This is a genomic window from uncultured Tateyamaria sp. (genome assembly GCF_947503045.1).
Taxonomy (GTDB): Bacteria; Pseudomonadota; Alphaproteobacteria; order Rhodobacterales; family Rhodobacteraceae; genus Tateyamaria.
In genome coordinates, this window is sequence record NZ_CANNCF010000001.1 from 1426271 (window position 1) to 1451448 (window position 25178).

General features: G+C 61.7%; 23 protein-coding genes. 14 read left to right on the forward strand and 9 right to left on the reverse strand.

Features of this window, described 5'->3' with window-relative positions; genetic code table 11:
• The first annotated feature begins 5 nt into the window (after positions 1–5).
• Both Q1A89_RS07190 and Q1A89_RS07195 read left to right on the forward strand, forming a co-directional pair.
• Positions 6–707 (forward strand): CpXC domain-containing protein, encoded by a 702-nt coding sequence (locus tag Q1A89_RS07190; protein WP_299725357.1) that lies wholly within the window; start codon positions 6–8, stop codon positions 705–707.
• Between the two features lie 18 nt (positions 708–725).
• The gene (locus Q1A89_RS07195) at positions 726–1571 is read left to right on the forward strand and encodes a hypothetical protein (RefSeq protein ID WP_299725359.1); all 846 of its coding nucleotides are present in this window, start codon (positions 726–728) and stop codon (positions 1569–1571) included.
• A gap of 105 nt (positions 1572–1676) precedes the next feature.
• Here Q1A89_RS07195 and Q1A89_RS07200 read toward each other — a convergent pair whose 3' ends face one another.
• Positions 1677–1988, reverse strand: coding sequence for a cupin domain-containing protein (locus tag Q1A89_RS07200; protein WP_299725361.1), 312 nt, complete (start codon positions 1986–1988; stop codon positions 1677–1679).
• A gap of 23 nt (positions 1989–2011) precedes the next feature.
• The gene (locus Q1A89_RS07205; protein ID WP_299725363.1) at positions 2012–2755 is read right to left on the reverse strand and encodes a glucose 1-dehydrogenase; all 744 of its coding nucleotides are present in this window, start codon (positions 2753–2755) and stop codon (positions 2012–2014) included.
• Positions 2756–2949: 194 nt separating this feature from the next.
• Between Q1A89_RS07205 and Q1A89_RS07210 the strand changes: the two genes are divergently transcribed.
• The 5 genes from Q1A89_RS07210 to Q1A89_RS07230 all read left to right on the forward strand — a co-directional run bounded on the left by Q1A89_RS07210 (position 2950) and on the right by Q1A89_RS07230 (position 7258).
• Complete coding sequence (locus Q1A89_RS07210; RefSeq protein ID WP_299725365.1) at positions 2950–3636, forward strand: GntR family transcriptional regulator; 687 nt, start codon at positions 2950–2952, stop codon at positions 3634–3636.
• A 27-nt stretch (positions 3637–3663) separates the two neighbouring features.
• Positions 3664–4179 (forward strand): redoxin domain-containing protein, encoded by a 516-nt coding sequence (locus Q1A89_RS07215; RefSeq protein WP_299725367.1) that lies wholly within the window; start codon positions 3664–3666, stop codon positions 4177–4179.
• A 200-nt stretch (positions 4180–4379) separates the two neighbouring features.
• Positions 4380–5360, forward strand: a complete 981-nt coding sequence (locus Q1A89_RS07220; protein ID WP_299725369.1) for a TRAP transporter substrate-binding protein — start codon at positions 4380–4382, stop codon at positions 5358–5360.
• 77 nt (positions 5361–5437) lie between these two features.
• Complete coding sequence (locus Q1A89_RS07225) at positions 5438–5965, forward strand: TRAP transporter small permease (protein WP_299725371.1); 528 nt, start codon at positions 5438–5440, stop codon at positions 5963–5965.
• A gap of 9 nt (positions 5966–5974) precedes the next feature.
• On the forward strand, positions 5975–7258 hold the full coding sequence (locus Q1A89_RS07230; protein ID WP_299725373.1) for a TRAP transporter large permease: 1284 nt from the start codon (positions 5975–5977) through the stop codon (positions 7256–7258).
• Here Q1A89_RS07230 and Q1A89_RS07235 read toward each other — a convergent pair.
• On the reverse strand, positions 7255–7716 hold the full coding sequence (locus Q1A89_RS07235) for a hypothetical protein (protein WP_299725376.1): 462 nt from the start codon (positions 7714–7716) through the stop codon (positions 7255–7257). The two genes, Q1A89_RS07230 and Q1A89_RS07235, sit on opposite strands and share 4 nt — an antisense overlap.
• Before the next feature lie 542 nt (positions 7717–8258).
• Here Q1A89_RS07235 and Q1A89_RS07240 point away from each other — a divergent pair.
• Positions 8259–11930, forward strand: coding sequence for a vitamin B12-dependent ribonucleotide reductase (locus tag Q1A89_RS07240; RefSeq protein WP_299725379.1), 3672 nt, complete (start codon positions 8259–8261; stop codon positions 11928–11930).
• A 672-nt stretch (positions 11931–12602) separates the two neighbouring features.
• Here Q1A89_RS07240 and Q1A89_RS07245 read toward each other — a convergent pair.
• The gene (locus tag Q1A89_RS07245) at positions 12603–13157 is read right to left on the reverse strand and encodes an RNA polymerase sigma factor (RefSeq protein ID WP_299725382.1); all 555 of its coding nucleotides are present in this window, start codon (positions 13155–13157) and stop codon (positions 12603–12605) included.
• Positions 13158–13329: 172 nt separating this feature from the next.
• Here Q1A89_RS07245 and Q1A89_RS07250 point away from each other — a divergent pair, with 172 nt between their 5' ends.
• Entirely contained in the window at positions 13330–13578 is a 249-nt protein-coding gene (locus tag Q1A89_RS07250) for a hypothetical protein (protein WP_299725385.1), read from the forward strand.
• Positions 13579–13699: 121 nt separating this feature from the next.
• Here Q1A89_RS07250 and Q1A89_RS07255 read toward each other — a convergent pair whose 3' ends face one another.
• On the reverse strand, positions 13700–15244 hold the full coding sequence (locus Q1A89_RS07255; protein ID WP_299725388.1) for a trimethylamine methyltransferase family protein: 1545 nt from the start codon (positions 15242–15244) through the stop codon (positions 13700–13702).
• Positions 15245–15630: 386 nt separating this feature from the next.
• On the opposite strand from Q1A89_RS07255, the gene Q1A89_RS07260 reads away from it, so the two are divergent.
• On the forward strand, positions 15631–16230 hold the full coding sequence (locus Q1A89_RS07260; RefSeq protein WP_299725391.1) for an outer membrane beta-barrel protein: 600 nt from the start codon (positions 15631–15633) through the stop codon (positions 16228–16230).
• Positions 16231–16260: 30 nt separating this feature from the next.
• Here the strand turns inward: Q1A89_RS07260 and Q1A89_RS07265 are convergent, their stop codons facing one another.
• The 3 genes from Q1A89_RS07265 to Q1A89_RS07275 form a co-directional block, all read right to left on the reverse strand.
• Positions 16261–17097: a YgcG family protein gene (locus tag Q1A89_RS07265; protein ID WP_299725394.1), complete on the reverse strand. Its 837-nt coding sequence runs from the start codon at positions 17095–17097 to the stop codon at positions 16261–16263.
• Between the two features lie 93 nt (positions 17098–17190).
• Entirely contained in the window at positions 17191–18363 is a 1173-nt protein-coding gene (locus Q1A89_RS07270; protein ID WP_299725397.1) for a pyridoxal phosphate-dependent aminotransferase, read from the reverse strand.
• A gap of 210 nt (positions 18364–18573) precedes the next feature.
• A complete protein-coding gene (locus tag Q1A89_RS07275; RefSeq protein WP_299725399.1) occupies positions 18574–18939 on the reverse strand; it encodes an MmcQ/YjbR family DNA-binding protein in 366 nt (121 codons plus the stop codon).
• A 202-nt stretch (positions 18940–19141) separates the two neighbouring features.
• Here Q1A89_RS07275 and cysS point away from each other — a divergent pair, with 202 nt between their 5' ends.
• The 4 genes from cysS (at position 19142) to Q1A89_RS07295 (ending at position 23955) form a co-directional block, all read left to right on the forward strand.
• Positions 19142–20635: a cysteine--tRNA ligase gene (gene cysS / locus Q1A89_RS07280; protein ID WP_299725401.1), complete on the forward strand. Its 1494-nt coding sequence runs from the start codon at positions 19142–19144 to the stop codon at positions 20633–20635.
• 214 nt (positions 20636–20849) lie between these two features.
• On the forward strand, positions 20850–22466 hold the full coding sequence (gene cimA, locus Q1A89_RS07285) for a citramalate synthase (RefSeq protein WP_299725403.1): 1617 nt from the start codon (positions 20850–20852) through the stop codon (positions 22464–22466).
• Complete coding sequence (locus Q1A89_RS07290; RefSeq protein ID WP_299725406.1) at positions 22463–23191, forward strand: class I SAM-dependent methyltransferase; 729 nt, start codon at positions 22463–22465, stop codon at positions 23189–23191. Before cimA ends, Q1A89_RS07290 begins: the two co-directional genes overlap by 4 nt.
• On the forward strand, positions 23188–23955 hold the full coding sequence (locus tag Q1A89_RS07295; protein ID WP_299725409.1) for a squalene/phytoene synthase family protein: 768 nt from the start codon (positions 23188–23190) through the stop codon (positions 23953–23955). Before Q1A89_RS07290 ends, Q1A89_RS07295 begins: the two co-directional genes overlap by 4 nt.
• Here Q1A89_RS07295 and Q1A89_RS07300 read toward each other — a convergent pair.
• Entirely contained in the window at positions 23952–25175 is a 1224-nt protein-coding gene (locus tag Q1A89_RS07300; protein ID WP_299725412.1) for an MFS transporter, read from the reverse strand. The genes Q1A89_RS07295 and Q1A89_RS07300 overlap by 4 nt on opposite strands.
• Between the last annotated feature and the right edge of the window lie 3 nt (positions 25176–25178).

Genomic DNA, 25178 nt, shown 5'->3' on the forward strand with positions numbered 1-25178 from the left:
ATCGCATGTCCCTTTTCCATCCCCTCATCGTCAAATGCCCCGATTGCGAGGCCGAAGTGACCGTCGAAGCGGTGGGCAGCGTCAATGCCGACCGCCGCCCGGACTTTCGCGACGCCATCCTTGCGGACAAGTTTCAGGACGCGACCTGCGGGTCGTGTGAGCGCAGCTTTCGACTGCAGCCCGAGTTCAACTATCTCGATGCCGGGCGCGGCCAGTGGATCGCTGCGATGCCGGCACCCGACATGCCCCGCTATATCGAGCTTGAAGATGTCGTGACCGACCTGTTCGAGCGCAGCTATGGCGCCAAGGCCCCCCAAGCCGCGCGCGACGTGGGCGACAAGCTGGCGGTGCGCCTGACCTTCGGTTGGCCCTCCATTCGCGAAAAGCTGCTGCTGGCGAGCCATGATCTGGATGATGTCGTGCTTGAGATGATGAAGCTCGATTTGCTGCGCACCTTGCCCAAGGCCCCGATGGGCCCCGGGGTTGAGTTGCGCCTTGTCGATGTGACGGACGAAAACCTCGCCTTTTGCTGGATGCGTTCGGACACCGAAGAGGGGATCGAGCAATTTGTCTGCCCGCATGGCTGGTATGACAGTATCAAGGACAATCCCGACCCGTGGGAGGCCATGCGCGCGCGCCTCACGGACGGGGCGTTTGTCGACATACAAAAACTCTATATGGGCGCAGGTCGCGCCGCCGCTGAATAGATCTGAAAGGACAAGGCCATGGCCAAGAAACCAAGCCCCGCCGAACTAAAAAAGCAAGGCGAAGAGCTCTCGAAACAGATCGCCGACATCCGCAAGAAGGACCTGAACTTTGCCATGATCATGGGCAAGGATGCGCTGGCCTTTGTCACGGATCGCAAGAAAAACACCGACATCCTTTGGCGGCAGGCCAAGGGTGAGGTCGGCGGCTCCAAAGGCGCCAAGGGGGTCGTGTCGATGCGCGGCAAGATGCTGGTGCTCGATGCCGACGATCCCTCCTCGGTGCCGGGGCCAATGCTCAAGGCGGCGAAAAAGTACTTTTCCGAACGCGGTGTGGCCCTGCGCATCGTGCTGAAAGGCGAGGAAGAGGCCGAAGCGGACGAGGATGAGGCAGACGCCAAGGCAGCCCCCGAAAAGGCCAAGAAACCGGATGCAAAGGCCGACGAACAGGCCGCCAAACCGGCCAAGGCCGCTGCGGATGCACCGTCAGGCGACGATAAGAAGGCCGATGCCAAGGCCGAAGACGGCGGCGGTCAGGACGACCGCACAGACGCATTGCGCGAAAGCCTGATGCAGGATTTCAACGCGATGAAACCCGACCTCGACGTCTCTGCAAAAGCCGACGGTGGTGTTCACAAAAAGATCAACGGGCTGGCCCGCGTGTTCACCGACACGATCCAGACCGATGTGAAAAAGGCCCATTCGGTGATGGGCCTGCTGCAAACCACGCTCAAGACCGCCAAGGACAAAGGTCAGCTTGATGCCAAGGGTGAAGGGGGGCCGAACCTCGCCGCCAGCTCTGCCCGGCGCAAGAAGCTGGCCGCGCTGGAGCGCGGTGTGGATAAGCTGCTGGAACGTCTGGGCTAGCAGCCACCGAGACTTCGGAAGGTTCGACGTCACTTAAAGACGCGAAATCAAAGGCTTCGACGTCTTAAGTGATGTCGATTTGATCAGGCGCCCCGAGGCGGATGCCTAAAGAAAATCGTCCCTGCGCGGCGTGAACCCGTCGATCAGCGTGCCGGGCTCAAGGCAGACACAGCCATGCTCCATCTCGGACGGCACGACAAAACTGTCGCCGGGACCCACCTCGCGCGTCTCCGCCCCGAGGGTAAAGCGGAAGCGCCCGCTTTCCACATAGGTCGATTGCACATGCGGATGGTGATGCAGCATGCCCTCGGCCCCTTTGGCGGCAAAGCGAAAGGCCACCACCATCAGGTCCGGATGATCCGACAGCACCTGCCGCGACACGTTCTCGCCGGTGGGCACAATGGGATAGTCGCTCATGTCACTTCCTTCATATGCAAGGGTCAGGAAAACAGCATCCCGCCGTTGATGTCGATATTGGTGCCTGTTAGGAACGCCGAATCATCGCAGGCCAGAAACAGGATCAGGTTGGCAGTGTCATCCGTGTTGCCCTGCCGCTTGACCGGGGCCGCCGCCTCATAGCCGCGTCGCCCGGCGTCGGGTGTGTGGACGTTGTGAAAATCGGTGTCGATCATGCCCGGGCACAGCGCGTTGACGCGTATGTCGGGGCCCAGTTCCTTGGCCAGCGCGCGGGTCATGGTCATCACCGCCCCCTTGGACGTGGCATAGGCGACCGCACCGGGACCACCACCATCACGCCCCGCCTGGCTGGCCAGGTTGACGATTGTGCCGGAGGTCATGTGGGCAAGGGTCGCCTTGATCATCAAAAAGGTGCTGGTGAGGTTCAGATCCATCACCGTGGTCCAATGGGACAGGGGCATCTCGGCCACCGTCTTGCGGGCGACCAGACCGCCGGCATTGTTGACCAGCACGTCGATGCCGCCGAATTCGGCCACTGTTTTGGCGACCAGTGCGTCGACCTCCTCAGGCTTGGTCAGATCACCCTTCATCGCAAAGGCGCGCCCACCCGCATCCGTGATCTGTGCCACGGCGGCGTCGGCCCCCTCGCTGCTTGAGAAATAGTTGATGGCGACACTCGCGCCCTCGGCCGCCAGCTTCAGCGCAGCAGCCTGTCCGATATCGCGCCCACCCCCGGTGATGATTGCGGTTTTTCCTGTCAGTTTCATGTGCTGCTCCCTTTCTGAATGCTCGCACTGGTATACTAGTCATTTAACTGGTATACCAGTCCCAACTGCTTCGACAGAAGACTGCGCTGACGCCGAGGAACGACAAACGGCACTCAAGACCATCCTGTGCCGTTCTTTTTTGGCACGGACTTGGGTAAGAAGCGCAGGACAGACCTAAAGGTGGAGGCCGCGCAATGGCGCAAGCGACACATATCAGCGAGCGGCGCACAAGTGTCGATGACATCTTTGACTATCTCCATGACGAGATTCTGTCACTGCGGCTGCGGCCCGGTGACAAGATATCCGAAGCAGAGATCGCCGCGCAATTTGGCGTCTCACGCCAGCCCGTGCGCGACGCGTTCAGCCGTCTGGCCACACGCGATCTGCTGCTGATCCGTCCGCAACGCGCGACCGAGGTCAAACGATTCTCGACCCGTGAAATCGCCAAAAGCCGCTTTGTCCGCGCCGCCATCGAACAGGACGTGTTGCGCCGGGCCGCGCAGCATTGCGACGCCGACGGGGCCGCCGAACTTGATGCCGCGATCGCAGCACAGGAACAGACCATCCACAATGACGATGTCGAGGCCTTCACCAAGCTCGATTACGAATTCCACAAATCCTTGTGCCGAATCGCGCTGGTCGATTTCGCCTTCGACGTGATCATGGCCGAAAAGTCCAAGGTGGACCGTCTGTGCACCCTAAGCCTGTCCAAGGTCGACCGGGTGCCCGAACTGATCGACGATCACCGCGCCATCGCCGAGGCGGTCAGGGCCCATGACGGCGAACAGGCGGTGGTCTGCGGCATGCGCCACCTGTCGCGGCTTGACCGCACGATCGAACAGATCTCGGTCACCAACGCCAACTATTTCGAACCCGAATAACCCCAAGGCAGCCTGAACGGAGATCCCATGTCCCATCCCAAACCCCGCGTCGGCGCACCGATTGGCGAAATGACCTGGGCCCTGATCGGCGGGGGCGAGGTCTCGGTCGGACAGGCCAAGGATCGCTGGACCATGCTGCTGGTCTATCGTGGCAAGCACTGCCCGCGCTGCAAACGGTTCCTGAACAAGCTCAACGCCGCATTGCCCGCGTGGACGGCTGTGATGGACGTGGTGGTGGTATCGGCAGACAGTAAGGACAAGGCGCAGGCAGATATGGACGAGTTCGGCTGGGGTTTTGATCTGGCCTACGGGCTCAGCGAGGCGCAGATGCGCGCGCTTGGCCTTTATGTCTCTGACCCTTTGTCCGAGGCCGAGACAACGCACCGTTTTGCAGAACCGGGCGCCTTTGGCATCCGCCCCGACGGGTCGCTGATGCTGGTCAACATCTCCAACGGCCCCGCCGCACGCCCCGATCTCGACGAGCTGCTCGATGGCATGATTTTCAACATCGAAAACGACCGTCCCGTGCGCGGCACCGCCTGACATCCGCGCGCCAAATCTGCACTCAATTGGCCATGCGTGAATTGGCAGTTGACAATTCTGGTATACTAGTCTTCTTTTGAATTGAGAAAAATGAGACGGCGCCCCGTCCAAGGCACTCCGGACCGGAGGATCTGCGTGCCCATCAGTCGGGCAGGGCGCGGTCGTAGAAGACTTCGACACTCAACATCAGGGAGGACATCATGTTCAACAATCTCACCAAATCACTGGTCAGCGCCGTCGCGGTGACGGTTCTGGGGACAACGGCTTTTGCCGACAACTGGCGCGGCTGGAACATCCATGCCGACGGCTATCCAAACACCGTCGCTATGGACGCTTTTGCGGCCGCACTCGAGGAAAAGACAGGCGGCGAGATCACGCTGCAGATGTTCCACGGCGGCACATTGGGCAGCCAGCCCGACGCGGTCGAGCAGGTGCGCGCAGGCGCGCTTGAGATCGGCAACTTCAACCTTGGTCCCATCGGGCCCATCGTGCCTGCGGCCAACGTTGTGTCGCTGCCCTTCATCTTCAAGGACGTCCCGCACATGTTCCGCGTGCTCGACAGCGAAGGCGGGGCTGCCATCGCGGCTGGCATGGCCGAAAAGGGCCTTGTCCCTCTGGCATGGTATGATGCGGGCGCGCGGTCCTTCTACAACGGTGACAAGGCAATCAATACGCCCGAGGATGTCGTCGGCATGAAGGTGCGGGTCATGAACAACGACCTGTTCACCGGCATGATCGCCGAACTGGGCGGCAACCCGTCCCCCATGGCCTTTGCCGAAGTCTATCAGGCGCTGAAAACTGGCGTTGTGGACGGGGCAGAGAACAACTGGCCGTCCTATGAATCGACCGGGCACTTCGAGGTTGCAGGCTACTACTCGCTGTCCCAGCACCTGATCATCCCCGAATGCATCTGCATCAACGCGGCCACCTATGAGGGTCTCTCGGACGAAATGAAGGCCGCAGTGACCGAGGCCGCACAGGAATCAGCCCTGATGCAGCGCGATCTGTGGGCACAGCGTGAAGCCGCCAGCCGCAAAGCGGTCGAGGCCGCAGGGGTCGTGGTGAACGAAGTGGCCGACAAAGCGCCATTCCAGGCCGCAATGGGCCCGGTCTACGAGGCCTATTTCGGTTCAAATCCCGACCTCCGCCCGCTGGTCGAGCTTATTCAGGCCACCGAATAACGCGCGATTTGATGTAAGACCAAAGCGTCCGGCCCCATCACGCAGGGACCGGGCGCTTTTTCGAGCGGAGATTTCAGATGAGCGATGCGCACAACACCCCCAAGTCCATAGTCAGGATGACCGCCGTGCTGGACAGCATCGCGCTGGTCTGCCGGGTGCTGACGGGTGTGTCACTGGTGGTGCTGACAGTGATCTTTGGCTGGCTGGTCTTTGGGCGCTACGTGCTCAACGCCACGCCCACATGGGTCGAACAGGTGGCCTTGCTGCTGGTCATGCTCATCGCCTTTGTGGGCGCTGCGGTGGGGGTGCATGAACATACGCACCTGTCTGTCACCATGTTGCGCACGGCAGTGCCCAAGCGCATCCGCACCATCTTTGTGCTGATCACCGATCTGGCCATGGGCGGGTTTGGCGCGCTGATGCTGTGGTACGGCGCGCAACTGACCCTGTTCAAATGGGGCTCTCTCATCCCGCTGATCGACGTGCCCGAGGGCTTGCGCTCGCTGCCACTCACAGTAGGCGGCGCCCTGATCCTGCTCTTTTCCATTGGCCACCTCATCCGCCTGTTTCTCGGGCTGGACGAGCGGCTCGACAGTATCGAATAGGAACCGGATATGGGGCTGCTTGTACTTCTGGGGGTCTTTGCCCTGTGCGTCGTGATTGGCGCGCCCGTGGCCTTTGCGCTGGGGATATCGGCCATCGCTGCCTTCTGGTTCGAAGGGCTGCCGCTGATGATCGGGTTCCAGCGGATCGTAAGCGGCATCAACGTCTTTGCTCTGATGGCGATCCCGTTCTTTATCTTTGCGGGCGAGCTGATGTTTCACGGCGGCATCGCTATGCGGCTGGTGCGCTTTGCCCAGGCCGCGGTCGGGGCTGTGCGCGGCGGGCTTGGCATCGTGAACGTGTTTTCGTCCATGCTCTTTGGTGGCATCTCGGGCTCGGCCATTGCCGACATCTCGGCGCTGGGATCGATCCTCGTGCCGGTGATGAAAGAAAAGGGGTACGACGCGGATTACGCCGTCAACGTCACCGTGACCTCATCCATTGCGGGCATCATCATCCCGCCCAGCCACAACATGATCATCTTTGCCATCGCCGCAGGCGGGGGCATCTCGATCTCGAAACTGTTTCTGGCCGGAGTCGTGCCCGGCGTGCTGATGTGCCTGTGCCTCGCTGTCGCCGCCTATCTGGTCGCGGTCAAACGCGGCTACGCGGCCGAGAAGTTTCCCGGCTGGACCGCACTGCTGATTGCTTTCTTCGGCGCGATCCCGGGCCTGCTGACCGCCGTCATCATCGTGGGCGGCGTGCTCTCGGGCATCTTTACGGTCACCGAATCCGGGGCGTTTGGGGCGATCTACGCCTTCCTCGTCACGCTTCTGGTGTATCGCTCGATCACTTGGGAGAAGTTCCGCCTCGCCGTCGCGCAATCAGTGCGCACAACGGCAATGGTGATGATCCTGATCGCCTGCGCCGGGGCCTTCGCCTACATGCTCACCTTCTATAGGGTGCCGAACCTTACCGTGGCGTTCCTCACGGGCCTCACGGACAACCCGATCCTGATCCTGTTGATGATCAACGTCGCGTTGCTGGTCTTGGGCATGATCATGGATATGGCGGCGCTCATCCTGATCTGCACGCCGATCTTCCTGCCCGTCGCCAACACGCTGGGGGTCGACCCGTATCAGTTCGGGATGATCCTGCTGGTGAACCTCGGTCTTGGCCTGTGCACGCCGCCTGTGGGTTCGTGCCTCTTCGTGGGCTGTGCCGTGGGCAAATTGCCGATGGAGCAAGCTGTGCGCACCATCTGGCCCTTTTACATCGCGATCTTTGCGGCGCTGATGCTCATCACCTTTGTGCCTGCGATATCACTGACACTTCCGGCGCTGGTGGGCGGTTAACGCACGTTGGTGGCCACGCCACCTGTGGCGGCCAGCAGCCGATCCATCAATTGATCCAGATCGCGCTGTTTGAAATAGATGCGCCGCGCCTTGCCGGACTTTTGCACCACCTCGGCAAAATAAGACAACTCGACGACGAAATTGTCCGCCTCCGAATCTGTTTCCTTTTGCACAACGAGGGTGGGCGCCTGCAGCGCGCCATCATATTGCAGCACAAGAAACGCGGCGAGGTCCGGTGGTGGCAATATCCGGCACTGCACAACCGAGCGCGAGATCTGGCGCAATTCATCCCCCGGTGAGTCGCAAGACGAGCGGAATGCCAGATCAAGCGGCGCAGGCGTCTCTGCAAATACGGCACGTCGGACGGGCAGGTCTTGGTCCGATGTGGCAATCGTCTCTACATATTGTGGTGCACATGCGCCAAGGGCAGCCAACACTACAGCAAAAATGGGTCGCATCGGGTGCCTCGCTTTGGGGAATATCTGACAGGAACATATTTTCCGCAGCGCGGCAAAACCTTTCTACCTGCGCCGGCGTTAACTGTGGATAACTTAACGTGAAGCATCCACAGCCTGACCTAAGTCAGCCGATATCTTGGTAAAATTCCGAAGAGTGCGGTGGAGCATATTTTGTCCGCTTCCTGTGGCGTTAATCTTTTGAATCAGGTGCGCGGTGTTCGCCCTGCAACACGTCTGATCGTCAAGAAAAAAGTTGTCAAAAAAGTTTTAAAATTGCGTTGACGGCGGTGGGTCAGATACGCCAGTTTGTGCGGGCCGGGTCGCTCACCACAACATATAGTGGTCAACGCTATGGGAGGGCGACCGGGCACGAGGGACAGACAACACCACTCTTTCTCCGGGCTCAACCGGGGCGGAAAAAGTGCGCGGTTCACGCTGACGCATGCTGGAGACCTTTGTCATTTCGTGTCGGCACGCCACCGGGGCCCCCGCAACGTCGGGTCAGCCTGACATAGACACCAGCTGAATTAAGAGGCAGCGCGATGAAAATTGAGAGACAATTCACCAAGGCCGGGCAGGACGCATACGCGGACCTGAATTTCGTGACCACAGCGTCCGAAATCCGCAACCCGGACGGAACCATCGTCTTTCGCCTGGACGAGGTCGAAGTGCCCGCCAAGTGGAGCCAGGTTGCCAGCGACGTCATCGCGCAGAAATACTTCCGCAAGGCCGGCGTGCCCTCGAAGTTGCAAAAGGTAAAAGAAGCCGACGTGCCCGAGTTCCTGTGGCGCTCCGAGGCCGCAGCCGGTGCCGAATTGGGCGGCGAAACCTCCTCCAAGCAGGTGTTTGACCGCCTGGCAGGCGCCTGGGCCTACTGGGGCTGGAAAGGTGGCTACTTCACCACCGAAGAGGACGCACGCGCCTATTACGATGAAATGCGCCACATGCTGGCGACCCAGCGCGCAGCCCCCAACTCGCCGCAGTGGTTCAACACCGGTCTGCACTGGGCCTATGGCATCGATGGCCCGGCCCAGGGCCACCACTATGTCGACTACAAAACCGGCAAGCTGACCAAATCCAAATCCTCTTACGAACACCCCCAGCCACATGCTTGCTTCATCCAGTCCGTATCCGACGATCTGGTCAACGACGGCGGCATCATGGACCTCTGGGTGCGCGAAGCACGCCTGTTCAAATACGGCTCCGGCACCGGCACCAACTTCTCGTCCCTGCGCGGTGAAGGCGAAAAGCTCTCCGGCGGTGGCAAATCCTCCGGCCTCATGGGCTTCCTCAAGATCGGCGACCGCGCAGCAGGCGCGATTAAATCCGGTGGCACCACACGCCGCGCGGCCAAGATGGTCATCGTCGATGCGGATCACCCGGACATCGAGGACTTCATCAACTGGAAGGTCATTGAAGAGCAGAAAGTGGCGTCCATCGTCGCAGGCTCCAAGATGCACGAGGAAAAACTCAACGGTCTCTTCGCCGCGATCAAGGCCTGGGACGGCGCAACAGAAGACGCCTATGATCCCAAGAAAAACAACGCACTAAAAGACGCGGTTAAAGCGGCCAAGCGCGTTGCGATCCCTGAAACCTACGTCAAGCGCGTGCTGGACTATGCCCGTCAGGGTCACACCTCCATCGAATTCCCGACATACGACACCGACTGGGACTCCGAGGCCTACAATTCCGTCTCCGGCCAGAACTCCAACAACTCGATCCGCGTCACCAACGCCTTCCTCACGGCTGTCGAAAAAGACGCCGATTGGGAACTGATCAGCCGCGTCAGTGGCAAAGTCGAAAAGACAATCAAGGCACGCGACCTCTGGGCGCAAGTTGGCCACGCCGCATGGGCCTGCGCCGACCCCGGCATCCAATACCACGACACCGTCAACGACTGGCACACATGTCCCGAAGACGGCGCAATCCGCGGCTCAAACCCTTGTTCCGAATACATGTTCCTCGACGACACGGCCTGTAACCTTGCGTCCATGAACCTGCTGACCTTCCTCAAGGACGGCAAGTTCCAGGTCGAGGACTACATGCACGCCGCGCGTCTGTGGACCGTGACGCTCGAAATCTCGGTGATGATGGCGCAGTTCCCATCCAAGGAAATCGCGCAGCGCTCCTACGACTTCCGCACGCTGGGTCTGGGCTACGCCAATATCGGCGGCCTCTTGATGAACATGGGCCACGGCTATGACAGCGACGAGGGGCGGGCGCTTTGCGGCGCACTCACCGCGATCATGACCGGGGTCGCCTATGCAACCTCCGCCGAAATGGCGGGCGAGCTTGGCCCATTCCCCGGCTACAAGAAAAATGCCGACCACATGCTGCGGGTCATGCGCAACCACCGCGCCGCCGCCTATGGCAGCACCGAAGGCTACGAGGCGCTGGCCGTGAAACCGGTCGCGCTGGATCACGCCAACTGCCCCGATGCGCGTCTGATTGATGTGGCCATGTCCACATGGGACGAGGCGCTGAAACTGGGCGAGCAGCACGGTTATCGCAACGCGCAATCCACCGTGATCGCGCCCACCGGCACCATCGGTCTGGTCATGGACTGCGACACCACCGGGATCGAACCTGACTTTGCGCTGGTGAAGTTCAAAAAGCTCGCAGGCGGCGGGTACTTCAAGATCATCAACCGCTCGGTGCCAGCAGCGCTTGAAAACCTCGGCTATGGCTCTGCCCAGATCGAGGAAATCGTCAGCTACGCCGTGGGCCACGGCTCCATCGGCAACTCCCCGGCGATCAACCACACGTCGCTGGCGGGTCACGGCTTTGGCGCCAATGAATTGGCCAAGGTGGATGCCGCTCTGGAAAGTGCCTTCGACATCCGCTTTGTCTTCAACCAGTGGACGCTGGGCGAAGAATTCTGCACCGGTGTCCTCGGCATCCCGCAGGAAAAACTGAACGATCCAACCTTTGACCTGCTGAAATCGCTCGGCTTTTCCAAAGCTGACATTGACGCGGCCAACGATCATGTCTGCGGCACCATGACCCTCGAAGGGGCGCCGCACTTGCGCGAGGAGCACTATCACATCTTCGATTGCGCCAACCCCTGCGGCAAGAAAGGCAAGCGTTTCCTGAACGTTGACAGCCACATCACCATGATGGCCGCGGCACAGTCCTTCATCTCGGGCGCGATCTCCAAAACGATCAACATGCCCAATGACGCGACCATCGAGGACTGCCAGAAGGCCTATGAACTCAGCTGGTCGCTGGGGGTGAAGGCCAACGCGCTCTATCGCGACGGCTCCAAACTCAGCCAACCTCTGGCCGCCTCGCTGGTCGAGGATGATGACGAGGCCGCAGAGACGCTGGAAAGCGGCACACCGGTCGAAAAGGCCGCCGTTCTGGCCGAAAAGATCGTCGAAAAGATCATCGTCAAGGAAATTGTCAAATCCCACCGCGAAAAGATGCCGCAACGCCGCAAAGGCTACACCCAAAAGGCCATCGTTGGTGGTCACAAGGTGTATCTGCGCACCGGTGAGTACGAAGACGGCAATCTAGGCGAAATCTTCATCGACATGCACAAGGAAGGTGCGGGCTTCCGCGCGATGATGAACAACTTTGCCATCGCCGTGTCCGTGGGTCTGCAATACGGCGTGCCACTCGAAGAGTTCGTCGATGCCTTTACCTTCACCAAGTTCGAACCCGCGGGCATGGTGCAGGGCAATGACAGCATCAAGAACGCGACATCCATTCTGGATTACGTGTTCCGTGAGTTGGCTGTGTCCTATCTGGATCGCACCGATCTGGCCCATGTCAAACCCGAAGGCGCGACCTTTGACGACATCGGCCGCGGCGTGGACGAAGGGGTCGCCAACGTCTCTGAGTTGAGTGAAACAGCGGCCTCCAAGTCCTTGGAAGTGCTGAAACAAATCAGCTCGTCGGGTTACCTGCGCAAGCGTATGCCACAGGATCTCGTGGTGCTGCAGGGTGGCATGGCCGAAACCGCCGGGCTGGCTGTGGACGCCGAGGCGGCCTTGCAAACGCTGGTGCCCGAAGTGGCTGTGAACGGCGGTGTGGCGATGAGCACCACCACCACCGCCGTCGCCTCCGGCTCGATCAGCATGGATGCACGCACCAAGGCCAAGATGCAGGGTTATGAAGGCGAAGCCTGCGGCGAATGCGGCAACTACACACTGGTGCGCAACGGCACCTGCATGAAGTGCAACACCTGCGGCGGGACGTCCGGGTGTAGCTAAAAGAATACGCTCCCCGGAAATGGGGGGCGAGGGGGCCGGGTCGGCTACGGTTGATCCGGTCCCCGACGAGACGGGTGGGGCGGTACGTTACGTCCCCCCACCTTTTCCGGGGCGGATGCGTTCGCTCCTGACGACGTTCAGGCCGCAGGCAAAAAAGTACCGGGCGGTTAACATATTGAGCCTGAACGGCGAAACTGGATGGGGGCTTCGGCCCCCATTTTTTTGTTCGAGACATCTGGACGCTGACTCCACATCCGGCTGTGCCGGACGTTCTGTCAGAGGAGTGTGCGTTTGCGTTGCAAACACCCACGGAACGGCGAAACTGGATGGGGGCTTCGGCCCCCATTTTTTTGTGCGGGAGATTGTCTCTATGCGGGCCAAAGTTCCGCACTGCAGAAATAATATCTGACCCAGGCCCGCCGGGTGCTCTCTTGGCTGCGCCAATTCGCCCACCCACCGGCCCTGGCAGAAGTTCCCGCTTGGGGTTCACCAAGACAAAGCCCTTGTCTCGCATCCACCCTCGCATGATCTTTGGCGTGACAGACATACCTGTCTTTCCCAAGCACAATGGCCGTCTCCCGCAAGCGGGGCCCTCGGCAATTCTGCTTGGCAAAGCCATGCCTGCCCGTCCCTTGGCGATCAGGCGACGGTGGCTCCGAGACAAGGACTGCATCACGCAGGTGGTGTGCCCTCGTCCGACAGGGTCAGACGCAGGCGGGCACGGGCACGGGCGAGGCGGGACATCACTGTGCCCAGCGGCAGGCCCGTCGCCTTGGCCAGCGCCCGGGGCGAGGTTTCCCCGGCCACCACAAGGTCCATCAACTGGCGCTGCGGTTTGGACAATTGCGCAATGGCCTCAAGCGTGTCGGCACAATCCAGGCGGATCAGGGCGTCCGGCTCGATCACGGCGTGATCATCCTCGAGCTCATCCGTGGACTGCGCGCGCCAGCCGCGCCGGGCGCGGTTGGACAGAGTGCGCATCGCGTAAGCGGGTAGGTCTTCGATCCGGCTGCCATCCTCGATCCGCTGGCACAGGCTGAGCAACGTGTCCTGCACAAGGTCTTCGGCCTCTGCCGGGCTGCGCGTCAGGCGCCGAGCACGGCGGTTCAGGATCGGGATCAGCGGCACAAGGCGCTGCGGGTTTGGGTGTTTGTGTTCCATCATGCCCCCAAGGTGGGGGGTGAGACGGGGCTTGAACAGCCCGGGGATTTTGGCCGATCGGGCCATTGCCCCCTTTTTGGGCAAGGCCCCGCCCATCGCCGGGGCCGGTATCGGCAGGGCGTTGCGCGCGCGCCCCACAGCGCACGACCGCGCGGATGCACAGGCCCTCTGCACGCTCATACACAGTGAGGGCGCCACTCACGGTCCCTCATAGTGGAAACGAAAACGGGAGTTACCCATGAAGAAGTATGCGGCACTTACGGCCATTGCGGCCTTTGCCTTTCCAGCCCTGGCCATGGGTCAGAGCGCAGCGGATCTGGACACCAACGGCGATGGGGTACTGACCATCGACGAAGTTCAGGCGAGCTTCCCAGAGGTGACATCAGATGCGTTCACCGCAATGGATCTCAACGCCGACGGCGCGCTGGACGGCGACGAGATCACAGCCGCACAAGAAGCAGGATTGATGCCGGCAACGGACGGCTAAATCCAGCTCGACCGCGGTTCTGAACGACCATAGAGCGAAGCAGTAGGTCGTCAGTTCGAATGCGGAGGTGAGGCCTGGTCTCCCCCCAGGGGCCGGGCCTCACTGTATCTATGGCCCCGTTTTAAACGGGGCCCAGATGGATGTTGAACTTCGCGCGCAGCGCGGCATCCACATCCGCGGGCAGGACGGCAGCCGAGGTGCTGGCCAATATCTCTTCCTTGCGTGCAGTGGCCCGTGCAATCAGGTCAGGCTTGCCCAGTTCCACCCATTCCTTGGGCGAGGTGCGGCTGCCAAAACTTGGATAGACGCAATCGCTTTGCATCCGGCTCAGCGTCTGGTCGGTGCCCAGATAATGGCCGGGGCCGTTCATGCACACATCCGCCATCTGATCGAGGGCAAGAGTTTCATCCGTCACTTCGATACCGCGCACACAGCGCAGGGCCTGCCCGATGATGTCATCCCCCAGGATCAGGGATTCATGACAGAACCCCAACAGCGAGGCATGCATGCCTGCGGCCTCATAGACCATGTTCACCCCCGACAATCCCGCAGTCAGGTTGGAACACATCTGCTCCCATCCCGCCTGCATGTCCGGCAGCTTGCTGTCCGACGCGCCGCCTGCCGCTCCACCCGGCAGGTCGTAATGGCGATGCATCTGACCGCAGCCTGCTGTCAGCAGGGCCTGTTCGCCCGATCCGATCGACATCGCACCCGTGCGCAGATCTAGGCCAAAGGGCCATGTGCCAAAGATCGCAGGCGCGCCGGGCGAGACCGCGTTGACATAAACAAGGCCCGCAAGGCACTCGGCGGTGGCCTGCACGATGGCGCCTGCAATGGTGCTGGGCGCGGTGGCCCCCGACATCCCGGCCGACAAGAGCAGCACAGGCATACCCGCCTTGATGCACAGCTCCATCACTTGGCAGCTTTCGGTGGCGAATTTCATCGGCGGAACAACAAAACAGTTGGAATTCGACACGAAAGGACGTTCGCGCCATTTGTCTTCGCCACCCGCCATCATATGCAGCATCTCGATGCCCGGGGCCACGCATTCCGGCGCGGAAAAGCTGGTGCCGATATGCTTGGTCGTGCCCGACACGCAGGCATAGATCGAGTTGTAATCCAACTCGGTCATGTCCTCGATATCGCGGCACACCATGGGGCGCTGCAAAAAGTGGATATTGTCGAGCTGATCGGCAATGCGCGCGGCATCAAACAGGTCCTGCACGGTGGAATGGCGGTAGTTATTGCCATCAACTTCGACAAGGTTCACCGCCGCCCCGGCCGTGCCGTAATGCACGCGCGCACCCGAAAGATCGAGGTCATGGTCCGGACTGCGCCCATGCAGGGTCATCGAGCGATTGGCATTCGCAATCGTGTCTTCGACCAGCGCCCGGGGAAAGCGGATGCGCCCGTCATCGCCAAGGGTGGCACCGGCGCTGGTCAGGTATTCGACACCGCTGGGCGGGGCATCGGCCAGACCGATGGTTTCCAGCGCATCGAGGGCAGCGCGGTGGATCTGTTCGACTTGTACGGGGGAAAGCGGGTTATAGGCCCCCCCTTCAAGACCGGCGCGGATCGGGCGCAGATGCTCGGCGAGCGGGGCAGCACGGGCAGCGCGGCGCGCAGCGCGACCACCGGAGCGGGATTTATTAGAAAGATCATTCATGTCTGTTCTGTCCGGATGTTGGGGCAGGGAAAAAGGGGGTCAGCGAACGCAGCATCCGGGCCGCCCGCGCGCGGCGCGTCCGCGCTCTGCCCCGATGGTGCGGGTGATCAGAGCGATCTTGCTGCGACATGCCTGCACCCCAAGCCTCCCTGCTTCGCGCGAAAAACATCCGATGCCACCAGCCTGATGCGCCAATTCACGCCTGTCTGTCCTGTTTGCGACCTGCCTCAAGCGGCCCGTCGCGCATGTATTGAAGGCTTTGGGGCAAGGCTTTGCTCACCTGGGGCCGCGCACGGCTTCGTGTCTGGAAAGGAACCGATCTCTTACCCACGTGTTGGGGCGTGCGGCGCGCATCTGCGCCGTGAATGAATGGACAGGAGCAGACCATGAAACAGTATTTTCTTCGCACCACCCTTGCCGCGAGCCTTGCCGCTGCGACGGCGCTGCCTGCGGTTGCAGGTTCTCTCGACACGCCCGTGGCTGACCCGATCCCACCCGCGGCCCCCGCGCCAGCCCCTGTCATCGCGCAAGGCGGCGAGTGGACGGGCGGCTATGCCGGTATTCAGCTCGGTTATGGCGACGTGAACGGAACCGGCGCGGCGGATGGGGATGATTTCCTCTACGGTGTGCACTTGGGCTATGACTACGACTTTGGCACTTTCGTGCTCGGGGGCGAGATCGACTATGACGCCACCGACATCGACCTGAACGGTGCCGCGACCGTGGACAGCGTCGCACGGCTCAAGCTGCGGGCCGGTTACGACTTTGGCCGCACGCTTGGCTATTTCACCGCCGGTGTGGCCGAGGTGGACACGTCGCTGGGGTCTGAATCCGGTGAGTTCTACGGCATCGGCGCGGTCTACCAGATCAGCGACCGCTACACCGTGGGGGCCGAGCTGCTCGAACACAACTTCGATGACATCTCGGGCACGGGAGTGGATGCGGATGCAACCACTCTGACCTTGCGCGGCTCGATCCGCTTCTGAGGACTGGGGCGGGGCGTATGTCGCCCCGTCCTACCACCGCCCCGACGCGCCACCGCCGCCCGAGCGGCCGCCGCCAAAGCCGCCGCCAAAGCCGCTTCCCGAGCTGCTGGATGAATGGTCCGATGCACTGCTGCGCCTCGGCAAATAGATCGTGCTCAAGTCGTGGTAGTCGCAGGCCGTGCACGTCACGGTGCGTTCGGCCGATCCGGGCGTCATGGAGGATGCGTGAACGATCGTGCGCCGCGTGGCACGCAAGGTGCCCTTGCGCCCACATTGCGGACAGGTGCGGAAGCGCACGACAAAGTCACCCATGACATTGCGCAGCATGATCCCCAAAAAGATGACACCGAAGATCAGCACCATATACCAGGGCTGACCCTCATCTGTCTTGGCGGGCCCCGTTTTCCCGGCGAGAAAGGGCACGACGATGGTGTCAATCACCGCAGCCGACCCGCTGGAAATGCCGCTCTGATAGTCACCCTCGCGGAAATGCGGCAGGAATTCATTGCCAACCACACGCGCGGCCTCATCGTTCCAATCCTGCGCATAACCCGCACCCAGCTCGACCCGCATCGCGCGGTCATCCCGCAGCACCAGCACCAGAACCCCGTCATTGCGGCTCGCATCGCCGATGCCCCAACTGTTGAACAGACCGGTCGCAAAGGCTTCAAGGCTCAGGTTCGGGGCAAAATCCTTCTGCGTGGCCAGGGTGACTACGGTCATCTCGACGCCCGTCGCCTGGCGCAAGTTGACCAGCCGTGTGCGCAGCGTGTCGCGGACCTCGGCATCCACCAGCAGACCGGCAAAGTCATTGATGTCGGTGCTGGTGGGGTCGGGATAGGTCTGCGCGCTGGCCAAAACCGGCATCAGACACAGGCAAAACGGGCAAACAATACGGCGCAACATGGGATCAGCTTTCAATCAAACCTCAACCCAGCCTAGCGCATCGCAGACAAGCTGTCAGGCCGCGCGCGCCTCGGCAAAGCGACACAGCGTCACCAGCGCCGCCTCAAAAGCCGCGTCCTCAATCGTCATCGCCACCCGCAAATGCCCGGCTGCGGCGGCCCCAAAACTCTCGCCCGGCATCACCGCGATATGCTCGGCCTCCAGCAGCGCATCGGCGAAATCATCGCCACTCATCCCCGTCGCGCGGATGTCGAGCATCAGGTACATCGCCCCCTGCGCCGGGATCTGACCCACCGTGTTCTGCCCCGCCAGTACCCGTTGGGCGATGGCGCGGCGGCGGGCAAAGGGGGCGCCAATCTCGGCCTCGAAGGCAGTGCCGCGCGACAGCGCAAAAGCGCTGGCATCCTGCACGAACCCCGGCACCCCATATGTCGTGTGGGTGGCAAAAGTGATCAGATTGGCAATCGCCGCCTCGGGCCCGATCAGCCAGCCGCAGCGCGATCCGGTCATCGCGTGGCTCTTGGACATGGAACCGACAACAAATGTCCGCTCGGCCATGCCGGGCAGGGCGCGCGGGCTGATATGCTGCCCCTCCCAGACCTGAGTGTCGTAAACCTCATCCGAAATCAGCCACAGATCTCGGGACGTGCAAACCTCGGCTATCCCGTCGAGGGTGGCGCGGGAATAGACGGTGCCGGTGGGGTTGTTGGGCGAGTTGATCAGCAAAGATGTCGCGCCCTCCGCGACAACCGCGATATCCGCCGCACGGGGTTGAAACGCATCCTCGGCACGGGTCTGAATGCTGCGCGGCACCGCCGACACACCCCGGATCGTGCCGGGATAGGTGGCGTAATAGGGATCAATGAACAGCGCGATATCACCCGGATCGCAGGCGGCGGCATGGGCGGCAAACAGGGCGGACTGACCGCCGGGGGTGATAAGAACATTATCGCGGGTGGTGGGCACGCCCGTCCGCTCACTCGTGCGCAGTGCAACCGCATCGCGCAGCGCATCCGTGCCCGGAACCATCGCATAGCCTGTATGCCCGCCCATCGCGCTTGCGTGCATCTCCTGCAGGATCGGGGCGGCAGTGCGAATGTCATGCTCGCCAATGGTCAACTCGGTCACAGGGGTGCCAGCGGCAATCATCTCGCGTGCTTTCAGGAACAGGTCCCACCCGTCAGACCCGCCCCCGGTCAGCGTCGTGATACGTTGTGAAAGGGCCATGGCGCGTCCTCGATCCGTTTGCAGCAAGGGGGCAGAGCGCTGCGCGGATGTCAACAGATGCAATGGGGGCCAGCCCCCGTCCTTCGGACTCCCCCGGGATTTTTTGAAATCAGAGAAGGAACAAGCGTCCCGGAAACGCGCCGGTGGAGCGTTTCTCCTGCGCATGGGCGAAACCCCTGACCGTACTGGGTGGAACGCTCTTTTCGCGCATCACTGCCGGGCGACGGTGGCAGGCCACGGCGCGAGGAGGCCTTGCGTCTTTTTCGGCAAAGCCGCACGGATCAGCCCGTAAGAGGCGTGAATGCGGTCGCGGAATTCCTCTGCATCCTTGCCATCAAAGGGCACCCGCACCCAGGAGCGGTGGAAATATTTTGCCTTTTCTGCCGCCCCGATCTCGATCAGGAACCGGGCCGCCTCGACATCGGCGCATTTCACCGACACGCCGTCATTTGCCATGCCGATACAGGCAAACATCTTGTCCCCGACTTTCCATGCATCAAGGCCACCTTCATGATGGCTGGCCCAATGGGCACCGGGCAGGGCGGAACAGATGCTGTCTACGATCTCACGGCTCATGCCCCGTATGCTGCACCGGCGCAGGCCCGCAAACAAGGCTTGACCCCTTGGCGCGCCTTCGACTACCAATGGCCCATGACCCGGACCATTTGCATCATTGCTTGCATTATCTGCTGAGACTTCTCTCGCGGGCCGGTTCTTTGTTTCCATGACATTCCAGAATTGCTAGGCCCGCGCCATCCCCTTGCGCGAGACTGCCCCTATGACCATCACGCTTTACAACACCGCCACGCGCCGCAAAGAGGCCTTTGCCCCGCTCGACCCGAACAATGTGCGGATGTACCTGTGCGGGCCCACCGTCTATGACCGCGCCCATCTGGGCAATGCGCGCCCCGTGCTGGTGTTTGATGTTTTGTATCGACTGCTGCGCCACACCTACGGGGCCGAGCATGTGACCTATGTGCGCAATTTCACGGATGTGGATGACAAGATCAACGCCACCGCTCTGGCGCGCAAAGAGGCGGGGGCGGCAGGCACAATCGAAGAGTTGGTGCGCGCCCGCTCGGACGAAACCATCAGCTGGTATCACGCCGATATGGATGCGCTTGGCGCCATGCGCCCCGATCACGAGCCCCGCGCGACCGAATATATCGCCCAGATGGTGGAGATGATTTCGGGCCTGATCGCGGATGGCTATGCCTATGAAAACGACGGCCACGTGCTGTTCCGCGTGCGCAAATACGCCGAATACGGCGCGCTGTCGGGCCGTTCGGTCGATGACATGATCGCAGGCGCCCGGGTCGAGGTTGCGCCCTACAAAGAGGACCCGATGGACTTTGTCCTCTGGAAGCCCTCGGATGAAGTATTGCCGGGGTGGGAGTCACCTTGGGGGCGCGGGCGACCGGGCTGGCATATCGAATGCTCGGCCATGGCCTATGCCTTGCTGGGGGCCGAGTTCGACATCCACGGCGGCGGCAACGATCTGCAATTCCCGCACCACGAAAACGAGATCGCGCAATCGCGTTGCGCCGGTCACGACTTTGCGCGCGTGTGGATGCACAACGAGATGCTGCAGGTCGAGGGCAAGAAGATGTCCAAGAGCTTGGGGAACTTCTTTACGGTGCGGGATTTGTTGGATCAGGGGGTGCCGGGGGAGGTGATCCGGTTTGTGATGTTGAGTACGCATTACCGCAAGCCGATGGATTGGACGGAGAAGAAGCGGGCGGAGGCGGAGAAGACATTGAGGAAGTGGGCAGCGTTTTTGGCCGATCGAAATGTCTGGTCGCACAATGGATACGTTGGCGGAAAATTTGTTCCTCCACCGGCTGAGTTTTTGGCCGCAATGTCTGATGATCTCAACACCTCTCTCGCACTAAAACTGATGCGAGACTTTGCGTCCAACCTAAAAAAGGGCGCGCTTATTTCTTCACTTATTCTTCTCGGCTTCGATCCAAAGGGTTTGGTGCGAACCTTTCACAAATTTCATTTCCATGCCGTGGAAGATGACCGTGGTTCCAGCAGTGGCTACAAATCATGGGGCGACGACGGTCATGAGGCTGCAAAACTGATTCATCAGTTGGGAATTGCTTTCGACGAACTGAGAAAAACTGCGAAACAGACTAAGGACTTCTCTGCAGTCGACCAGATGAAGGCGCAGCTTTTGGAAGCCGGTGTCGAAGTGCGCATGTCAAAAGAAGGAGTCGAGCTGTTGCCGTCTCCGGAGTTCGACAGGTCCAAATTGGAAGGTTTGCTGTGACCCACAATAACCAAAGGCCAACCCCCGACCGCGGGTGGGGGTGTAGCCCCCGCCCGGGGGGGCGGTCGGGGGCTGGCCGTGACGCAAGCGCCACGGCTGGACAGAGCGAAAAACGCCAAGCGCCATCCACACCAAACGTAAACAAAGCATTAAACCCCCTCTGTAACCCATTGAATTTTCACGGACGCCCTTCTGTCCCAGCGTGGGACACACCATGACCCGAGAACGCCTCTCCCTTTTCGACACCACCCTGCGCGACGGGCAGCAGACCCAAGGGGTGCAGTTCTCGACCAGCGACAAGATGCAGATCGCCAAGGCGCTGGATTCGCTCGGCATCGACTACATCGAAGGTGGCTGGCCCGGCGCCAACCCCACCGACAGCGCCTTTTTCGACGACGCTCCCAAAACGCGGGCCAAGATGACCGCCTTTGGCATGACCAAGCGGGCCGGGATCAGCGCCGAAAACGACGACGTGCTGGCCGCCGTCCTGAACGCGAACACCCCCGCCGTCTGTCTGGTCGGCAAGACCCACGTGTTCCACGTCAAGACCGCGCTGGGCATCTCTCTGGAGGAAAATACCGCCAATATCTCCGCCAGTTTCGCCCACCTCGCAGCCCAAGGGCGCGAGGCGATTTTCGATGCCGAACACTTCTTTGACGGCTATGCCTCCAACCCCGACTACGCCCTGCAGGCCATCCACGCGGCCTATGACGCGGGCGCGCGCTGGATTGCCCTGTGCGACACCAATGGCGGCACGCTGCCCAGCGACATCGGGCGGATCACGAAGGCAGTGATCGACAGCGGCATCTCAGGCGACCGCCTCGGCATCCACACCCACAACGACACCGAACAGGCGGTGGCCGGATCGCTGGCGGCCGTCGATGCGGGCGCGCGCCAGATCCAGGGCACGCTGAATGGGCTGGGCGAGCGTTGCGGCAACGCCAACCTCACGACGCTGATCCCCATCCTGCTGCTGAAAGAACCCTATGCCAGCCAGTTCGAGACCGGTGTCAGCCTTGACGCGCTCGAAGGGCTGACCCGCACCTCCCGCATGCTTGACGACATCCTGAACCGGGTGCCGCAGAAACAGGCGGCTTTTGTCGGCGCCTCGGCCTTTGCCCACAAGGCGGGGCTGCATGCCAGCGCGATCCTGAAGGACCCGACCACGTACGAGCATATTGACCCCGGCACGGTCGGCAATGCACGCATCATCCCGATGTCCAATCAGGCGGGCCAGTCCAACCTGCGCAAGCGTCTGACCGAGATGGGACTGGAGGTCGCGCCCAAGGACCCGGCGCTCGCCCGCATCCTCGACCAGATCAAGGCGCGCGAGGCGCTGGGCTACAGCTATGATGTGGCGCAAGCCTCGTTCGAGTTGCTGGCCCGCAATGAGCTGGGCCTGCTGCCCGAATTTTTCGAGGTCAAACGCTATCGCGTGAGCATCGAGCGGCGCAAGAACAAGCGCAACAGGATGGTGTCCCTGTCCGAGGCCGTTGTGGTGGTCAAGGTGGATGGGAAAAAGATGCTGTCGGTCAGCGAATCCATGGACGAGAACGGCACGGATCGTGGCCCGGTCAATGCGCTCTCCAAGGCCCTGGCCAAGGATCTGGGCCGCTTTCAGGAATATGTCGAGGATATACGCCTCGTCGATTTCAAGGTCCGCATCACCCAGGGCGGGACCGAGGCCGTGACCCGCGTCATCATCGACAGCGAAGACGGGAAGGGGCGGCGCTGGTCCACTGTCGGCGTGTCGGCCAACATAGTCGATGCGAGTTTTGAGGCGCTGCTTGATGCGATCCGCTGGAAACTGGTGCAGGACGGTGTGACATGACCCCCGAAGAGATAGAGGCCTTTTTCAACATCCACCGCGACCTGCCCCGCGAAGGTCCGGGCGAGGCGGCGGATGTGCATTGGGCCGTGGAACAGTTGGGACTGAAGGGCCCGCTTGATGTGCTGGATGCCGCCTGCGGTCCCGGCGCGGACACGCTGGTGCTTGCCGAGGCGCTGCCGGAGGCAACCATCACGGCGATGGAAAAGACGCCGCAATTCGTGACCGAAGCCCGAGCCCGCATTGCCCATCTGGACCCGCGTGTTCGGGCGGTCGAGGGCGATATGGCAAAGCCGGGTGGCCGCTATGATCTGATCTGGTGTGCAGGTGCGCTCTATTTCCTTGGCGTGACGGCGGGGCTGCAAGGGTGGCGGGATGCGCTCAAACCGGGCGGCGCGGTGGCGTTTTCCGAACCCGTGCTTCTGGAAACGCCGCCAAGCGATCCGGCGCGCGCGTTTTGGGAAGAGTATCCGCAGATCACCGACCTTGCCGGGATCACCGCGCAGGTCACAGCTGCGGGGTACAGCGTGCAGGCCCATCGCATGATCGTCGGCGCGCCGTGGGAGACCTATTACGCGCCGATGCAGGCCCGCATCGATATGTTGCGCGGGCAAGGCCCGAATGACGTGTTGTCCGCGGCACTTGATGAAAACCAGCTTGAGATCGACCGCTGGCGCGCGGGCCGTGATCAGATCGCCTATGCGCTGCTGATCGTCAACTCTGCATGAGCCTCGCGGCAGAGATCATTCCCTGCGCCCAGACCGTTGAAAAGGGCGACCCGGACCGCTTTCGCACCGTGATGGCCGCGCCTGTGGCGGCCCGGGCGGTGCTGTTCCCGCTTTATGCGCTCAACGTCGAAGTGTCGCGCGCGCCGTGGGTGACACAAGAGGCGATGATCGCCGAGATGCGGCTGCAATGGTGGCGCGATGCGCTGGAGGAGATTGCCGGGGCACGCGAGGTGCGCAAGCACGAGGTGACAACTCCACTGGCCGGGATCTTGTCGGCCGCGCAGGCGCAGCGGCTGGATGAAAGCGTCGCCGCACGGCGCTGGGATATCTACAAGGATGCGTTCGAGGATGTCGCCCATATGGACGCCTATATCGACCAGACGGCGGGGCACCTGATGTGGACGGCTTGTGCGCTGCTTGGGGCGGAACCTCCGGATGAGGTTGCGGTGCGGGATCTTGCCTATGGTGCCGGAACGGCGGCCTTTTTGCGCGCGGTGCCGGGGCTGGCGGCGGCGGGACGCATTCCGCTTCTGGATGGCACGGATGCGGGGGTGGTGGCCCTTGCACAGCGGGCCAGGGACCGCCTTGCGCGACCAAACGTGGGCAAAGCGGCGCAACCCGCACTTTGGCCCGCGATTGGGGCTGCAAAGACGCTTGATCAGGTGATCCGTGACCCCGGGGCTGTGGCCGAGGCGCGCCTTGATCCCGGCATCACGCCATTCCGGCTGGCGCGCACTGCGCTGACGGGGCGTCTGGCGCTTTAGGCGGTGGCGGTGCGGTTGCGCAGCACCAGCCAGATCAGCGACCCGCCTGCGAGCACCAGAAACGGCACCATCGCGATGTTGACTGCGGCCCAGCCACTGACCGGATCGCCGCCGATGCAGTTCATCAAACCACCCGAGGCGAGCGAGGCCAACGTCACGCCGCCAAAGACGATCAGGTCGTTCATACCCTGCATCCGGCCCCGCTCTTGTGGGGTGTGGGCACCGGCCAGCATGGTGGTGGCCCCAATAAACCCAAAGTTCCACCCAAGACCCAGCAAGAACAACGCGCCGTAAAAGTTCATCAGATCAACGCCTTGCAGCGCGACCATGCCTGCGACGCCGAGAATCGCGAGGCCAAGCCCCATGATCCGCTCGACCCCAAAACGGCTGATCAGGTGACCTGTGAAAAAGGAGGGCGCGAACATCGCCAGCACGTGCACCGTGACCACATTGGCGGCATCTGGCTCTCCGAATCCGCAGCCTACGACAGCCAGCGGAGTCGACGTCATCACAAGGTTCATCAGCGCATAGGATACCGCCGCGCAGATTACGGCGACAAGGATGCGCGGGCTGGCCAGCAGCTCACGCCGAGAGCGGCCCAGACCATCCGTGGCGGACGGTGCGGGCGGTTTCGGGATGTCGAGAAACAGGAACAGCGCCATGCCCATCACGTTGAAGGCCATTGCCCAGTAATAGATCGGGATATAGCGTGCGACGGTCGCATCGGCTGTGTTGGCGGTGACATAGGCCACGACCTGCGGCCCGATGATGGCCGACAACAATCCGCCCGCCATCACGTAGGAAATCGCCTTTGGCCGAAACGCCTCGGAGGCCGTGTCCGCGGCGGCAAATCGGTAAAACCCCTGCGCTGACATATAGATGCCGGTCATATAACTGCCCACAAGGAACAGCCAGAAGCTGGAGACGGACAGCGCATAGGCCCCGATGGCGGCCCCGACCAGCCCGCCAAAAGCGCCAAGGAAAAAGCCCGTCCTGCGCCCGAACCGCTGCATGACATTGGACAACCAGGGCGCTGTGGTCATCGAGCCGAACACGATCAGCGAGATCGGCAATGTGGCAAGGCAGGCAAAGGGCGTGATCTGTTGCCCGGCCAGCCCTGCGACCACAAACATCATGGTGATCTGGCTGCCCAGAAAGGCTTGCGCGGCGACCAGAACGGCCACATTGCGCTTGGCGCGGGTATCGTCAACTTGGGTCATTTT

Excerpts from the sequence above, each read along its gene's own strand:
- Q1A89_RS07210 (WP_299725365.1), top strand. The coding sequence starts at position 2,950 with ATGGCGCAAGCGACACATATCAGCGAGCGGCGCACAAGTGTCGATGAC.
- Q1A89_RS07260 (WP_299725391.1), top strand. The coding sequence starts at position 15,631 with ATGAAACAGTATTTTCTTCGCACCACCCTTGCCGCGAGCCTTGCCGCT.
- Q1A89_RS07250 (WP_299725385.1), top strand. The coding sequence starts at position 13,330 with ATGAAGAAGTATGCGGCACTTACGGCCATTGCGGCCTTTGCCTTTCCA.
- Q1A89_RS07230 (WP_299725373.1), top strand. The coding sequence starts at position 5,975 with ATGGGGCTGCTTGTACTTCTGGGGGTCTTTGCCCTGTGCGTCGTGATT.
- cysS (WP_299725401.1), top strand. The coding sequence starts at position 19,142 with ATGACCATCACGCTTTACAACACCGCCACGCGCCGCAAAGAGGCCTTT.
- Q1A89_RS07225 (WP_299725371.1), top strand. The coding sequence starts at position 5,438 with ATGAGCGATGCGCACAACACCCCCAAGTCCATAGTCAGGATGACCGCC.
- Q1A89_RS07205 (WP_299725363.1), bottom strand. The coding sequence starts at position 2,755 with ATGAAACTGACAGGAAAAACCGCAATCATCACCGGGGGTGGGCGCGAT.
- Q1A89_RS07240 (WP_299725379.1), top strand. The coding sequence starts at position 8,259 with ATGAAAATTGAGAGACAATTCACCAAGGCCGGGCAGGACGCATACGCG.
- Q1A89_RS07215 (WP_299725367.1), top strand. The coding sequence starts at position 3,664 with ATGTCCCATCCCAAACCCCGCGTCGGCGCACCGATTGGCGAAATGACC.
- Q1A89_RS07270 (WP_299725397.1), bottom strand. The coding sequence starts at position 18,363 with ATGGCCCTTTCACAACGTATCACGACGCTGACCGGGGGCGGGTCTGAC.
- Q1A89_RS07300 (WP_299725412.1), bottom strand. The coding sequence starts at position 25,175 with ATGACCCAAGTTGACGATACCCGCGCCAAGCGCAATGTGGCCGTTCTG.
- Q1A89_RS07235 (WP_299725376.1), bottom strand. The coding sequence starts at position 7,716 with ATGCGACCCATTTTTGCTGTAGTGTTGGCTGCCCTTGGCGCATGTGCA.
- Q1A89_RS07265 (WP_299725394.1), bottom strand. The coding sequence starts at position 17,097 with ATGCCGGTTTTGGCCAGCGCGCAGACCTATCCCGACCCCACCAGCACC.
- Q1A89_RS07275 (WP_299725399.1), bottom strand. The coding sequence starts at position 18,939 with ATGAGCCGTGAGATCGTAGACAGCATCTGTTCCGCCCTGCCCGGTGCC.
- Q1A89_RS07195 (WP_299725359.1), top strand. The coding sequence starts at position 726 with ATGGCCAAGAAACCAAGCCCCGCCGAACTAAAAAAGCAAGGCGAAGAG.
- Q1A89_RS07190 (WP_299725357.1), top strand. The coding sequence starts at position 6 with ATGTCCCTTTTCCATCCCCTCATCGTCAAATGCCCCGATTGCGAGGCC.
- Q1A89_RS07290 (WP_299725406.1), top strand. The coding sequence starts at position 22,463 with ATGACCCCCGAAGAGATAGAGGCCTTTTTCAACATCCACCGCGACCTG.
- Q1A89_RS07245 (WP_299725382.1), bottom strand. The coding sequence starts at position 13,157 with ATGGCCCGATCGGCCAAAATCCCCGGGCTGTTCAAGCCCCGTCTCACC.
- Q1A89_RS07255 (WP_299725388.1), bottom strand. The coding sequence starts at position 15,244 with ATGAATGATCTTTCTAATAAATCCCGCTCCGGTGGTCGCGCTGCGCGC.
- Q1A89_RS07295 (WP_299725409.1), top strand. The coding sequence starts at position 23,188 with ATGAGCCTCGCGGCAGAGATCATTCCCTGCGCCCAGACCGTTGAAAAG.
- Q1A89_RS07220 (WP_299725369.1), top strand. The coding sequence starts at position 4,380 with ATGTTCAACAATCTCACCAAATCACTGGTCAGCGCCGTCGCGGTGACG.
- cimA (WP_299725403.1), top strand. The coding sequence starts at position 20,850 with ATGACCCGAGAACGCCTCTCCCTTTTCGACACCACCCTGCGCGACGGG.
- Q1A89_RS07200 (WP_299725361.1), bottom strand. The coding sequence starts at position 1,988 with ATGAGCGACTATCCCATTGTGCCCACCGGCGAGAACGTGTCGCGGCAG.